The sequence below is a fragment of the Vibrio methylphosphonaticus genome (assembly GCF_023634655.1).
GTDB lineage: Bacteria > Pseudomonadota > Gammaproteobacteria > Enterobacterales > Vibrionaceae > Vibrio > Vibrio methylphosphonaticus.
Window position 1 is genome coordinate 103046 of record NZ_JAMKMS010000009.1, and the last position, 14222, is coordinate 117267.

Sequence of the window (14222 nt, forward strand, 5' to 3'; positions counted from 1 at the left end):
AATAAAGGTAGATCATGAGTCATTGTTGGCAGAAAACGTTAATTACTGAAACAAGTACAATCAAGCATGCACTAGAGATTATTAATAATGAAGCATTGCGTGTGGCTGTAGTCATCGATAGTCATCAGAAATTACGAGGAATGGTGACTGACGGTGACATCCGACGTGGTCTTCTTAATGACTTAATGCTAACAGATTCTGTTGCCGAGGTGATGAACACTAGCCCAATAACTGCTTTACAAGGCACTTCAAAAGAAAAACTTGTGGAGTTAATGGAGCGTAAGCAAATTCTTTCCGTGCCGCTGCTTGACCAAGACAATCAAGTTGTTGGGTTGGAGACTCTACATAGCGCATTAAGCAAAGAAAGATATCAGAATCCAGTGTTTATTATGGCTGGTGGTTTTGGTACTCGCTTGCGTCCTCTGACTGATAACTGCCCTAAACCTATGCTAAAAGTTGGCGACAAGCCGATATTAGAAACGGTGATTAAAAGTTTCATTAAAGCAGGCTTTAGTAACTTTTATATTTCAACTCACTATATGCCTGAACAAATCCATCAACACTTTGGTGATGGTAGTGATTTGGGTATTAGTATTTCGTACGTACATGAAGATGAGCCTCTTGGTACGGGGGGAGCATTAGGTTTGCTACCTGATGACATACCTCAGGGTTTGCCGTTGATTATGATTAATGGTGATGTACTTACAAAGGTGGATTTTGAGCGTTTGTTGGATTTTCATATTGAAAACAAAGCCGATGCAACCATGTGTGTTCGTGAATATGATTACCAAATCCCTTATGGTGTGATTAATGGTGAGGGGAACAAAATAAACAGTATGGTTGAGAAGCCTATTCAACGTTTCTTCGTAAATGCGGGGATCTATATTGTATCACCACGAGTGATCCAATCGGTTCCTGAAAACTACCATATTGATATGCCCACACTACTAGAACGACATATGAATGAGAGGGACAACATCTTTATGTTTCCTATCCATGAATATTGGCTAGATATTGGCCGAATGGATGATTTTAATCGTGCTCAAACAGATATTCATTCACTTGGGATAGTATAAATGATTGATAATAAAAAAGTCCTAGTGGTTATTCCTGCGCGTGGAGGCAGTAAAGGGCTTCCGGGCAAGAATATTAAACCCTTGCTAGGTAAACCATTGGTTGCGTGGCCTATTTCAGCCGCTCTTAGTTCAAAGTATGTTGATCAAATTGTTGTGAGCACAGACGATGAACTTATCGCTGAAGCTGCGAAAGCCGCTGGAGCTACAGTCCCATTCATGAGGCCTAAGCATCTTGCTGCAGATTCATCACCTTCTTCTGATGCTATCTTGCATGCTTTAAGTTTTTGTGAAAAAGAATCGAAATATGATTATATCGTGCTGTTAGAAGCGACATCCCCACTAACGGAAACAGAAGATATCGATAGGGCTCTACTGTTATTGCATGAAAGTGAGCATACAGCGATAGTTGGAATTTCTCTAGTTGAAGATAGCCACCCAGAATTTTGTGTTAAGACTTTGCCATCCGGAAAAATTGAAAAGTATTTTGGTGGTGACTTTGAAACCCCAAAACGACGACAAGATATCGATGATGCGTACTGTTTCGATGGTAGTTTGTATATTTCAGATGTTGAAACATACAAAAATAAAAAAAATTTCTACCATGGAAACACAATGGGTTACTTGAGTGACTCTTGGAAACGGTATGAGGTCGATACACTTATTGATTTTCTTTTTATCGAAACCATTTTGAAAAATATTGAGCTTGTTAGAAGGTAACAAATGAAAAGTTATACGCAACGTCTATTAAAAGCGATACCTGGTGGAGCACATACTTATTCTCGAGGTTATGATCAATATCCTGAAAATGCTCCTGAAATCTTTTCTAAAGGTGAAGGCGCGTATTGCTTTGATGCCAATGGCCAATCATATTTGGATTATGGTATGGCTTTGCGGGCAGTAAATATTGGCTATGCAGAAGATGCTATTGATATGGCAGCATTCGAGCAAATTAAGAATGGTAACAACCTTACTCGTGCGTCTGTGATCGAATTAGAGGCTGCTGAGCTACTTATCGACCTTATTGATTCTGTTGAAATGGTGAAGTTTACCAAGAATGGTTCAACTGCTGTCTCAGCTGCTGTAAAGCTGGCGCGTGCTTATACTGGCCGTAAGCTTGTAGCTCGTTGTGCCGAACATCCTTTCTTTTCTTATGATGATTGGTTTATTGGCTCTACGGTGATTAAGAAAGGTATTCCTCAAGAGGTCATAGATCAAACCAAAATGTTTTCTTATGATGACATTCATTCGTTGGAAACGTTAATAAAAGAATACCCTGATGAGATCGCGTGTGTTGTTTTAGAACCTAGTACGATGGCTCACCCCGCTCCTTCTAGGGAAGTAGAAGGAGAAACTTTTTTACATGATGTACAAAGGTTGTGTAATAAACACGGAATTGTCTTTGTATTAGATGAAATGATTACAGGTTTTCGTTGGGATATTAAAGGTGCGCAACATTATTATAATGTTGAACCAGATTTGTGTACTTTCGGCAAAGCGATGGCGAATGGTTTTTCTGTTGCTGCAGTTGGTGGTAAGCGGGAAATCATGGAACTTGGCTCTATCGAAAAGCTGGGAACAGAGCGCTTATTTTTGCTTTCTACCACGCATGGGGCGGAGATGTGTGGTTTGGGTGCGTTTGTGAAAACAGTGGAGTATTTAAAAGAAAACAATACAGTAGAGCATTTGTGGCAATACGGTGAAAAGCTTATTCAGCTAATGAACCGAAAAGCAAAAGAAGCGGGTGTTGGTGAATACTTTGTTGCTGGTGGCGTTTCTTGTTCTCCCTGGTACATGACTTATGGTCCCGATGGGCAGGCAAGTCTAGAGTTTCGAACGCTTTTTTCTCAAGAAATGATAAAAAATGGCGTATTAATGCCTTGGATAGCTCTGTGCCAACGTCATGGAGAGGCGGAACTCAAATTAACTGAGGTTGCATTGGAGCATGCTTTTTCTGTTTATAAAAAAGCAATAGATGCCGGCTCTGTTGATGAGTGGTTGGTAGGGGATGCGATAAAGCCCGTATTTCGGAGTGTTAACTAGTGAAAGTTGCTTTGGTGTCTCTGGATCAAGTGTGGGAAGACAAAACAGCCAATAAGTTTCATTGTGAACGAATTTCTTATGAGATTAAGCAAACCTGTCCGGATGTAGATCTGATCATTTACCCAGAGCTAACGTTAACAGGCTTTTCTATTGATAATCCCGCATTGCCAGAGTTGGTCGATGGAGCATCTGAAGCAGAGGTGTTTTTCTCTGGCTTAAGTAAGCGAACTAATACAGAACACTTATATGGCTTCCTTGCAAAAGGGAAGGACGGAAGTGTTACGAACAGGCTTCAAGCTATAGGCTCCGAAGGTCACTTACTTGGGCACTATGATAAAATACATACATTTTCCTATGCAGGAGAGAGTGAGTATATAAGAAAAGGTAAGGCCTTAAAGGTATTTGATATCGGGGGAATCTCTATTGGCGCGACAATTTGCTTTGATCTCCGCTTCCCCGAAATCTACCAAGCGTATCGACATCAATCGACAGCGATTGTAAACATTGCTAACTGGCCTTCAACCAGGACAAATCAGTGGTTGGCGTTGTTACAAGCTAGAGCGATAGAGACTCAAGGTTTTGTGATTGGTGTTAATCGTACAGGGGAGGATGGAAAAGGTTTGAAGTATGAACGATCTTCAGCCATTTTTGATCCTCAAGGAGATAGAGTCACGTCTGCACACTCTACAGATGAATGGGAATTATTTGAAATTGACCTGGAAACCGTGAAAGTTATAAGGAAAAATTTCCCATTCATTGATGATAGGCAGCAAGACATTTATAGAAAGTTTGATAGGTAGCAGGATGGCTGAATTGCTTACAAAAAAAAAGATAGTAGTTGTTGGTGCTGGTGGCCTTTTAGGAGCTCAGGTAGTCAAAGGAATCTTGAAATCTGGTGGTGAGGTGATAGCCCTTGATATTAATGTCGCAGCTATGAAGGAAAGGTTTGTAAGCGTAGGCATTGCAATTTCAGAAGAAAACATTCATACAGAAGAACTCAACATTAATGATAGTAGGATGCTATCAGAGTTTTGGGAAAATGTGGAAAACGTTTCTGGAGCAGTTAACTGCACATATCCTAGGAATGCCACCTATGGTGGGAATTTTTTTGACGTTACCTTAGATAGCTTCAATGAAAATATAAACCTTCATTTGGGCTCGGCATTTCTTTTTTCTCAACAATGTGCCAAGTACTTTATGAGAAATGATAGCTCATTCGCTCTCGTGAATGTATCGTCGGTTTATGGTGTAATTGCACCAAAGTTCGAAATATATGATGGTACATCGATGACTATGCCTGTTGAGTATGCAGTAATAAAGTCAGCCATATTGCATTTAAATAAGTATATATGTGCCTACGTGAAAAATAGCAAGTTTAGAATAAATAGTATTAGTCCTGGAGGGCTAATAGATTCACAACCAGAAGAATTTATACAAGCTTATAAAGAACAAACAAATGGCACTGGAATGTTAAAAGCGGAAGATATGGTAGAATCGGTAATATACTTACTATCCGATTCTTCTAAATATGTTACAGGTCAGAATATAGTGATTGATGATGGCTTTACTATTTAATTATTTATTTCTAGGGTTATACATTACGTGAGTAAATTTAAGTTTTGGTATGTGAGTATTGTTAGAGTCTCTGAGAGAGAGTATTTTAGCTTCGGAATAAAAAAGCTAGCAGACTTAGGATTTTCCGTACATATAGTCGACATTAGTGAAATAGAATGGAATTCATCTGATGGTATATCTAGTATTATAACACCAGAGAATGTAGAACGCTCTATATGCCATACCGTCAATGACTATGAGGAGCTAATGCACAATGTTGATGAAAATGACATCATAGTTTTCAATGGTAATGCCAAGGTCAAGTTGCATAAACTCGCAATGAATAACTCTAACTTAGTCGGAATTCAATTGATGGGGGCTCAACCAGCCTCAACTATAGAAAAAAAATCTATTCTAGACCGAATTTCTGGTAAGTCGATTAAAAGTATAGCTGCTCAACTATTCAAGGTTTGGACCTATAGAAGACCAAAATATAACTATGATTTTGTTCAGTCTGGAGGAATAAAGGCTAAGGATAACTATTTAGGTGTGGGGGCTAAAACTGATATTATTCAAGGGCAGTCTTTTGATGGGTTTTCAGCATTTCATCAAGTAACTGAAAATAAGGATAATTCAACACCTTATATTCTTCTAATAGATCAGTGTTTACCATTCCATAGTGACAATGAAAAGATGGGCTATAATATTGAAAGTAAAGCAGATGGATACTTTGCTCGACTTGAAGCATTTTTAGTCCGAGTTGAAAATAAATTTGGTCTTCGTGTTTTGATCTCTCCGCATCCTCGAATGAAAGATCACCTAGCATACAAAAAATATATTGGTAAACGAGCTATTTTTGATAAAACTACTAACCAGCTCGTTCATGATTGCGCGTGGTGTTTGACACATTATAGTACTGCTCTTAATTATGCTGTAATCTACAATAAACCAGTGATAATGTTAGATGATGAAATATTGATTGATAGAGAGAGGTGGATGCTAAAAAGTTATGCTCACGCTCTTGGCTGTGAGATTATCTCCACGGAAGAAAAGTTTGATAAAAATCACACCATATCAATTTCAAAAGATAAATATAGAATGCTATATCAAGATTACATTAACTCTATTGATTCTATAGATAAAGATAATATAGATGTATTACTCGAATATGTACAAAGCAAAAGACGATGAGAATTAGGTAGGTCACTTTGAACATTCATAGCATTTCTAGTCGTTTTGTCATTACATTTATTGCCAATATAATTAAAGCAATCACTTCTTTTAGTGTAGGAGTGATTTTGGCGAAAAGTATGGGGAGTGAGGTTTTTGGTCAGTATAGTTTTCTTCTAGCTAGTTTTATCGCATCAATATCTCTATTTGATCTAGGAACATCCAGTGCTTTTTATACCTTTATTTCTAAAGGGAAAAGGTCGCATATCTTCTTTAAATATTATGCTTCTTTGATTTGTTTTCAGTATGTAATATTTTTACTTTTATTATTTATTTTTGTGCCAGATAATATAATTGAAAGGTTTCTTTTTACAGATGAAAAAGCCATTCTTATTACATCTTTTACTGCTGTTTTTTTTCAATATCACTTGTGGAATGCGTTCAGTCAAGTTGCTGAGTCATTTAGAGAGACGATTTACGTACAAAAAATTAATGTTGTTATTTCTTTGGTGATGATGTCAGTAGTATATACTTTGGCTAGCAACGGGCAAGCTAAGCCAATGTTAGTTTTTGCTTCTACCATACTTGTTTATTTTTTTGCGTACATATTTCTGGCTTTTTTTCTTAAAAAAAATATCAGTTCATTTTTGGATAAAAATCTTCAATATAATATCAATCAATTTAGAAATGAGTTTATGACATATTGTAAACCTTTGATTGTTTTCTCAATATTCAACTTCCTATATCAATTCTTAGATGCTTGGTTCTTGCAAGAGTATAACGGTGTTGAACAACAAGCTTTTTTTTCAGTGGCCAGTAAAATTGCGGCGATAAGTATATTATTTTCCGCTTCGCTTTCTAAAGTGATATGGAAGGAAATCGCAGAAGCAGAAGGGAATAATGATAAGGTTAAAGTAAATGAACTATTTTTCAATGCAACTAAAACAATATATTTATCTTCGTTATGTATTGCGGCATATTTGATGCCTTGGTCTGACGTGATTATAACTAAATTGATTGGGCTTGATTATTCTGATGCGATAATACCGTTTTCTATTATGCTGTTTTTTCCTATTCATCAAAGTTTGGGACAATTGGTCGGTGTAATGTTCTATGCAATGTCAGAAACAAAAGTTTACATGAAGATTGGTATTGCCGGAATGATGATTAGTATTATCGTTTCATATGGATTAATATCTAGCGGAATATTCCCTTCAGGATCAATAGCATTATCCTTAAAAATGGTCTTGGTTCAGATTATCATGGTTAATGTTGGCTTATGGTTCATAAATAGAATTCAAGAGACAGAGTATAGATTCTGGTATCAAATATATTCATTGGTAGTGATGGTTGCATTTTCATTCGGTCTTAAAAAGGCTTCGGTTACAATGTCTGATAATTTACTTTATCAAGGTCTGAATTTTTCTATTATGTATTCTATTTTTATCTTTGTATTTTGTGTTGCTTACATGAGAATAGAATGTGGTGTGAATATTCTATCAATGATTAATAAAAGATTTAAAAAAATTAGAGGTTAATGAGTGAACGAATTTCAGGATGATTACCGAATGCATCGCCGCGAAGAAGTCGTCGGCTTTCTACCAAAAAATTACAAAAGAGTTCTAGAAATTGGCTGTGGTAGTGCCATTTTTAGGAAAAATCTCGATACTAATATCGAATATTGGGGAGTTGAACCAGATTCGGCATCAATAGAATTAGCGAAAGAGAGCCTTGTTAACCAGCAAGATCGTTTCATTAATGGTTTTTACGATGAAGTATGTGAAGGAATACCTGATAAACACTTTGATTTGATTGTCTGCAATGATGTGATTGAGCATATATACGATCATAATGGCTTTATTGAATCATTGAAAACGAAGCTTGCCCCTGATGGTGTTATTGCTGGTTCCATTCCCAATGTTCGATATTTAGATAATTTAAAAGGGCTTTTGCTCAATAAAGATTGGAAGTATCAAGATTTTGGAGTTCTAGACAGGACTCACGTACGTTTTTTTACCGAAAAAAGTTTAAAGAGGACGTTTGCAGATCTTGAGTTTGAGATTGAGGATATGCGCGGAATTAATTCTATTGTGAATTCAAATTCGCATGCTAAGCGTTGGATTAAGTCGATTGTTTATTGGCCCTTTTTTCTTATGCTAGGGGGGGATACTCGTTATCTTCAGTTTGGCTTTCGTCTAAAACCCAAAGCATCTAAGGATTGATTAGTGAAATTAGCAGTAATCATGTCTACTTATAATGGAAGTAAGTATATTTCAGAGCAGTTAGATAGTATCCTTAGTTGCAACTGGCCAGGAAAGAAAATTATCTATATTAGAGATGATGGTTCATCGGATGCAACAGCAGCTATCTTATTGGATTATGCAAGAAGATATCCCGAGAATATCAAAGTAGAGCTTGGCCAAAATCTCGGGCCAGCGCTTAGTTTTTTAACTAAGCTTACCGAAATTGATGGATACGATTACTACTGTTTTGCTGATCAAGATGATGTGTGGTTAGAAGACAAGCTACTAAAAGCAGAGTCTTGCCTCAGCTCATTGAATGAGCGAGGCACACCAGCTTTGTATTGTAGTCGTCTTCAAAATGTCGATCACGAATTGAAATTTCTGTCGATGAGTCCCAAGTTAGGAGAGCTTGATCTGCCTAATACACTCTGTGAAGCATCAGTTGCAGGGTGTACAATGTTCTTCAATGAAAGGTTAAAACACTTTGTATCCATGAGTTTACCTGTTGTACAAAAGTATGGCGTTATGATGCATGATACTTGGATTGTCTATATAGCTGGAATTACGGGGAATATTATTGCGGATGAACACTCTTATATTCTTTATCGGCAACATGAAAATAATGTCGTTGGAGCGAAGCGTAGTCTTTTTAAAAAAATAACAAGCATCAGGAAGAACATAAATGCCTCTATTTATCAAAATTCAATAATTGACGAGGCAGTTAAGTTAGAAAAATTAAGTTTTTTTGATGATTATGAAAGCTCTCGTGCAATAGTTAGTAAAATGCGATTGCTCGACTCTGATATATTGACAAGAATTAAAATATCATTGTGGGGACCTTTCTATCGAAAAACCTTCTTTTCAAACTTTACGTTTAAATTTATGGTTATTTTAGGTTTGTACAAGAAACACATTAAGTAATTATATCTATTTGGAGTTTATATGAAAGTCGTATTACTTGCTGGTGGCTTTGGCACTCGATTAAGTGAAGAAACAGATATCCGCCCAAAGCCGATGGTTGAAATCGGTGGAAAGCCAATATTATGGCATATAATGAAAATGTATTCTCAGCATGGGTTTAACGACTTCGTTATTCTGTTGGGCTATAAAGGCTATTACATCAAAGAATACTTCGCTAATTACTTTTTGCATCAAAGCGATGTTACGATTGATCTTTCTACAAATGAGATGCAGATTCATAAAAACACCTCGGAACCTTGGAAGGTAACGCTTCTGGATACTGGCCTGCATACTATGACAGGTGGTCGTATTAAACGAGCACAAGATGTTATCGGTAATGAACCGTTTATGCTGACTTATGGCGATGGTGTGTCGGATGTCGATATCACGAAGTTGGTTGAATTTCATAAATCTCATGGTAAGTCTATTTCGATGACGTCAGTCCAGCCAGATGGTCGTTTTGGTGCTTTGGAGATTAATAATTCAGTAGTAGAAAATTTTGCTGAAAAACCAAAGGGCGATGGTTCATGGATTAATGGGGGCTTTTTCGTGTGTAACCCCAATGTTTTTGATTACATCACCGGTGGTGATAGCACTGTATTTGAGCAAGAACCGCTACAGAAATTGGCGCAAGATAAAGAGTTAATGGCGTTTAAACATGAGGGATTCTGGAAGTGTATGGACTCTCTGAATGATAAACAAAAACTCAATGAAATGTTTGAGAGCAACCAAGCTAAATGGAAAACATGGTAATGACAATGTTTGCAGATATTTATAGAGATAAGAAAGTCCTTGTTACAGGGCATACTGGTTTCAAAGGTACTTGGCTGACTGCGTGGCTTTTGAAGTTAGGCGCTAAAGTCTGTGGAGTGTCCAAGGATATCCCAACAGATCCTTCAATGTTCCAGGAGTTGAAACTTGATCAAAAAATCGAGCACCATATTGCGGATGTCCGCGATCTGGAGACTTTAAAATCTATCTTGATAGAGTTTCAGCCTGATTTTGTCTTCCATCTCGCGGCACAGCCTATTGTTTCTCTTTCTTACAGCGATCCTCTAGAGACAATTACATCAAATGTAGTTGGTACAGCGAATGTTCTCGAAGTGCTTAGACAATATAACGAACGTTGTAACGCAGTTATTATTACGAGTGATAAGTGCTATGAAAATGTTGAGTGGGTCTGGGGTTATAAAGAAACGGATCATCTTGGTGGAAAAGATATTTACAGTGGTTCGAAAGGTGCCGCTGAAGTCATCTTTCATGCTTATCAAAACTCATTTTTCTCAAGCCCTGATAGCAAAGTTCGGTTAGCAACTGGCCGTGCCGGTAATGTGATCGGTGGTGGTGATTGGGCAGCAGATCGGATCGTCGCTGATTGTATGAAAGCGTGGAGTGAAAAGCGCTTGGTTGAGATCAGGTGCCCTAATGCGACCCGTCCGTGGCAACATGTTTTGGAACCGTTAAGTGGTTATTTGGCTTTAGGGCAGGCGCTAGATAATGATGTTAAACATCATGGAGAACAGTACAACTTTGGTCCAAAATCAGAGCAAAATCATACTGTTGTGGATTTGCTTTCTGATCTGAGTGCATTCTGGAATTTTGATGGCCAAGAAAAAGCGTACCAAGTCACTGATAACATTCCTTTTCATGAAGCGGGGTTGTTAAAGCTCAATTGTGATAAGGCATTGTTTCACCTTCATTGGGAGGCAAATCTTAACTATAAGCAGTGTATCAAATTTGTTAGTGAGTGGTATTTTAAGTTCTATGAAGGTACTGCTGATATGATGGCGTTCACTGAACAACAAATTGATGAGTACCAGCAGTCTGCGACTGATCAAGCGTTATCATGGAGTAAGTAGATGATTGATGGTGTCGTTTATACTCCCTTATTACGAATTGAGCACCCTAAAGGAGATATTCTTCGAGGTCTTAAAGTTTCCGAACCGAGCTTTACTTCTTTTGGGGAAGCTTACTTTAGTAGTATCACTAATGGTGAAATTAAAGGGTGGAAGAAGCATCGTGAGATGGTGCTTAATTTAATAGTTCCGGTTGGGTCTATTAAATTTGTCATTTATGACGACCGACCTAACTCCGGGACTCATGGGCAATTTAGTCACTTTATCCTTAATCCAGATAACTACGGTAGGTTAACGGTACCTCAAGGTGTTTGGTTGGCATTTCAAGGTGTAGGCACTGATCTTAACTTACTTCTTAACATTGCGAGTATTGAGCACGCCCCTGAAGAAAGCATTAGCCAGCAGATTGATAGCATAGAATATGATTGGAGTTGTGAATGAAGATTCTCATCACTGGTGGCCTTGGAAATTTAGGCAGCTGGCTAACCAAGCATTTTCTTGATGATCACCAGGTTAGCGTGCTGTCGAGAAATGAATCGTTCAGTATTACACATCCTAATTATAACTTTATTAAAGCCGATCTTACCGATTTAGAGTTACTTCGTAACGCGATTGATTGTTACTATGATGTTTGTATTCATACTGCAAGCTTTAACGAACACTTCAAGGAAAACTATGCAAAGGATGCTTTGTTAATCAACGCTCTGGGTACGGATAATTTATGCCAAGCATTAAACCGCCACGGGGTTGGGCAGTTAATTTATTTCAGTACATTCCATGTATATGGTGCGAGTGATGGTTTCGTGGACGAAAAAAGTGAGGTAAGGCCTGCGAATGATTATGGTCTTACTCATTACTTTGCTGAAAAATATATTGAGAAACACCAAAGAGTTTCTGGTCTTAATTATGTGATTTTGAGGCTAACAAATAGTTACGGGTGTCCGAGCATAATCGGTACTAATAAATGGTACCTGGTCCTTAATGATCTTTGTCGACAAGCATTCCAAACAAGTAAAATTGTGCTGCTAGGTAACGGGCTTGCGCGTAGGGATTTCATTTGGATGGGTGATGTAACTAGAGTGGTTGATAAGTTAATCCACAGTGCTGTCCGAAATGAAGTTTTAAACCTATCATCTGGCATTACATTATCAGTACTCGATTTGGCAAGTCGAGTTCGCCGTCAATTAGGAGTAAATAACATCGATCTCGAAGTTAACCATTCCGACACTACACGGCCAATGCCTTTGACGGTATCTAATGATAAGCTTATGTCTTTCATTGACTATTCATTTGAGGATAAAGTTGATGAAGAAATTATAAGTATCCTATCACTGCTGAGAGCAAATAATGCGTACTAATCCTGTCGTCAGTATTGTTATACCTATGTACAACGCCGAAAGTTATATCCGTGAGACTTTGAGTTCGATAGCAAGCCAGACTTATGTTCATTATGAAGTAATTGTTGTAGATAATGCATCAACGGATAACAGTATTGCTATTGTTAATGAGTTCTGTAGTCAGTTCCCTGAGTTTAATGTACTCAAGAGAAAGATAAACTCTGGTGGCCCCGCTGCCCCACGTAATGACGGTATTGAACAAGCAAATGGCGAGCTCATCGCTTTTGTCGATGCGGATGATGTTTGGGAGTCTTCTAAACTGGAAGAGCAAGTGACGTGTTATGTTGAGCATGGCGCAAACTTTATTTGCACCAATTCTCGCTATATCGATGAGCAATCTGAATTCCTTAGTAAGGCGAGTCGTCAGAAGCCCAAAAAGAATCGTTCCTACGGATTAAAGGCGCTTTTGTTTCGAAATACAATCACGACTTCATCTGTTGTTGTTTCTAAAGAACTTTTAGGTAGCTCTCGCTTTAACGAAAGCAAAGAAATGAATACGTGTGAAGATTATCTGCTTTGGCTAACGGTAATGAACAAAGAAGCGAGTCATTTGATGCATCTCGGGTCTTCTTTAGTTAGATATCGTGTAATGGCAAATTCTTTAGGACAACATGCCGGGAAAAGAGCGTTTGCTTTGAGGTCACTAATGGCGACCAGTCAATTTTTGATAGAGTCGAAAAAGGAAAAATATATCTACATTACTCTTTTTTCAAATATTCTAAGATTTGCTCGATTGAGATTACTAGGAATTAAGTGATAATCAATATCATACAGAGAAGGTTAATTTAATTTGAACGTCGTATATATTGTGAACGTCTCTTGGTTTTTCCATTCCCACTTTATCCGCTTGGCAAAACACAATTTAGAGAAAGGCTATACGGTCCACATCATTACCGGTGATGAAGAAAAGCGCGAAGAATATGAAGCGCTAGGTTTTCATTATCACAACTATGGTGTGACTCGTGACGGTACTAATCCAATTAACGAGCTCAAAGTTATATGGACGTTATTTAAGCTGTTGAAGAAAATTAAGCCTGAATTTCTTCATGCGTTCACAATAAAGCCAGTGCTGTATAGCGGATTTATAACGAAGATCTTTAAAAGTATTCGACCACGTCGATCTGTATTTTCGATTACTGGACTTGGTTCGCTGTCTCTCGCTGAAACCCCAAAAGCTCGTCTATTATGGCGTGTCGTTGAGTCGATTTATCGGTTTGTTCTTTCACAGCGTCAAGCTACTGTCGTATTTGAGAATGATGATGATCGCGCTCTATTTGTTAATGATGACATTGTACCTGAATCGCGTGCAGCACTGGTTAACGGGGCCGGTATTGACACCCAATACTTTGTTCCTGCTGATGCTAAAAATGAGAAACCCGTTGTCGTCTTTTTAGCTAGAATGCTCAAAGATAAAGGGGCTCGAGAGTTTATTGAAGCAGCTCGATTATTGAAAGAGCGTCAAGTTGATGTACTGCTACGTATGGTGGGTGGTGTTGACGATGAAAATATTTCCTCACTTAAGGAGTCTGAGCTTATTGCTGCGCATGACGCTGGTTTAATTGAATTTCTTGGGCATCGAACAGATATAAAAAATATCTATCAAGCTGCAGATATCGCTTGTTTGCCATCTTACCGAGAGGGACTGCCAAAATCGCTCATTGAGGCTGCATCATGTGGCTTAGCGATCATCACCAGTGATACACCAGGATGTCGGCAGTTGATTGACAGTGGAGAACCAAATGGTTTACTCGTGCCTGTCAAAGATTCCCGTGCGCTTGCTGATGCTATCCAGCAACTAGCTGAAGACCGCGCGTTAAGAAGCCTGTATGGGAAACGTAGTCGTATCATGGCCCAGGCGAAATTTGATTATAACAGTGTACTTGCATCATTTGATGTCATTTACGAAGAACCTAGAGACTAATAGCG

15 protein-coding genes are annotated in these 14222 nt (G+C 38.1%); all 15 read left to right on the forward strand.

Annotated elements, in window-relative coordinates; genetic code table 11:
- Window positions 1-14: 14 nt before the first annotated feature.
- From M9196_RS12450 to M9196_RS12520, 15 genes are read left to right on the forward strand one after another with little or no spacing between them, the layout of a single operon-like run.
- Window positions 15-1076, forward strand: coding sequence for a nucleotidyltransferase family protein (locus M9196_RS12450; protein WP_250617854.1), 1062 nt, complete (start codon window positions 15-17; stop codon window positions 1074-1076).
- Complete coding sequence (locus tag M9196_RS12455; RefSeq protein ID WP_250617855.1) at window positions 1077-1793, forward strand: acylneuraminate cytidylyltransferase family protein; 717 nt, start codon at window positions 1077-1079, stop codon at window positions 1791-1793.
- 3 nt (window positions 1794-1796) lie between these two features.
- The gene (locus tag M9196_RS12460) at window positions 1797-3116 is read left to right on the forward strand and encodes a glutamate-1-semialdehyde 2,1-aminomutase (protein ID WP_250617856.1); all 1320 of its coding nucleotides are present in this window, start codon (window positions 1797-1799) and stop codon (window positions 3114-3116) included.
- On the forward strand, window positions 3116-3916 hold the full coding sequence (locus tag M9196_RS12465) for a nitrilase-related carbon-nitrogen hydrolase (RefSeq protein WP_250617857.1): 801 nt from the start codon (window positions 3116-3118) through the stop codon (window positions 3914-3916). The genes M9196_RS12460 and M9196_RS12465 overlap by 1 nt, the downstream gene beginning before the upstream one ends.
- Before the next feature lie 4 nt (window positions 3917-3920).
- On the forward strand, window positions 3921-4691 hold the full coding sequence (locus M9196_RS12470) for an oxidoreductase (RefSeq protein WP_250617858.1): 771 nt from the start codon (window positions 3921-3923) through the stop codon (window positions 4689-4691).
- 27 nt (window positions 4692-4718) lie between these two features.
- Window positions 4719-5861, forward strand: coding sequence for a hypothetical protein (locus M9196_RS12475; protein WP_250617859.1), 1143 nt, complete (start codon window positions 4719-4721; stop codon window positions 5859-5861).
- 17 nt (window positions 5862-5878) lie between these two features.
- The gene (locus tag M9196_RS12480; RefSeq protein ID WP_250617860.1) at window positions 5879-7378 is read left to right on the forward strand and encodes an MATE family efflux transporter; all 1500 of its coding nucleotides are present in this window, start codon (window positions 5879-5881) and stop codon (window positions 7376-7378) included.
- Window positions 7379-7381: 3 nt separating this feature from the next.
- Complete coding sequence (locus M9196_RS12485) at window positions 7382-8062, forward strand: class I SAM-dependent methyltransferase (protein WP_250617861.1); 681 nt, start codon at window positions 7382-7384, stop codon at window positions 8060-8062.
- 3 nt (window positions 8063-8065) lie between these two features.
- The gene (locus M9196_RS12490; protein ID WP_250617862.1) at window positions 8066-9004 is read left to right on the forward strand and encodes a glycosyltransferase; all 939 of its coding nucleotides are present in this window, start codon (window positions 8066-8068) and stop codon (window positions 9002-9004) included.
- Window positions 9005-9025: 21 nt separating this feature from the next.
- Window positions 9026-9796 carry a glucose-1-phosphate cytidylyltransferase gene (gene rfbF / locus M9196_RS12495; RefSeq protein ID WP_250617863.1) on the forward strand — a complete coding sequence of 257 codons (771 nt, stop codon included), beginning with the start codon at window positions 9026-9028 and terminating at the stop codon, window positions 9794-9796.
- 5 nt (window positions 9797-9801) lie between these two features.
- Window positions 9802-10902 (forward strand): CDP-glucose 4,6-dehydratase, encoded by a 1101-nt coding sequence (rfbG, locus tag M9196_RS12500; RefSeq protein WP_250617864.1) that lies wholly within the window; start codon window positions 9802-9804, stop codon window positions 10900-10902.
- Window positions 10903-11340: a dTDP-4-dehydrorhamnose 3,5-epimerase family protein gene (locus M9196_RS12505; protein WP_250617865.1), complete on the forward strand. Its 438-nt coding sequence runs from the start codon at window positions 10903-10905 to the stop codon at window positions 11338-11340.
- Window positions 11337-12257: an NAD-dependent epimerase/dehydratase family protein gene (locus M9196_RS12510; RefSeq protein ID WP_250617866.1), complete on the forward strand. Its 921-nt coding sequence runs from the start codon at window positions 11337-11339 to the stop codon at window positions 12255-12257. The genes M9196_RS12505 and M9196_RS12510 overlap by 4 nt, the downstream gene beginning before the upstream one ends.
- Window positions 12247-13053, forward strand: coding sequence for a glycosyltransferase family 2 protein (locus M9196_RS12515; protein ID WP_250617867.1), 807 nt, complete (start codon window positions 12247-12249; stop codon window positions 13051-13053). Before M9196_RS12510 ends, M9196_RS12515 begins: the two co-directional genes overlap by 11 nt.
- 33 nt (window positions 13054-13086) lie before the next feature.
- Window positions 13087-14217: a glycosyltransferase family 4 protein gene (locus tag M9196_RS12520; RefSeq protein ID WP_250617868.1), complete on the forward strand. Its 1131-nt coding sequence runs from the start codon at window positions 13087-13089 to the stop codon at window positions 14215-14217.
- The last annotated feature ends 5 nt before the right edge of the window (window positions 14218-14222 follow it).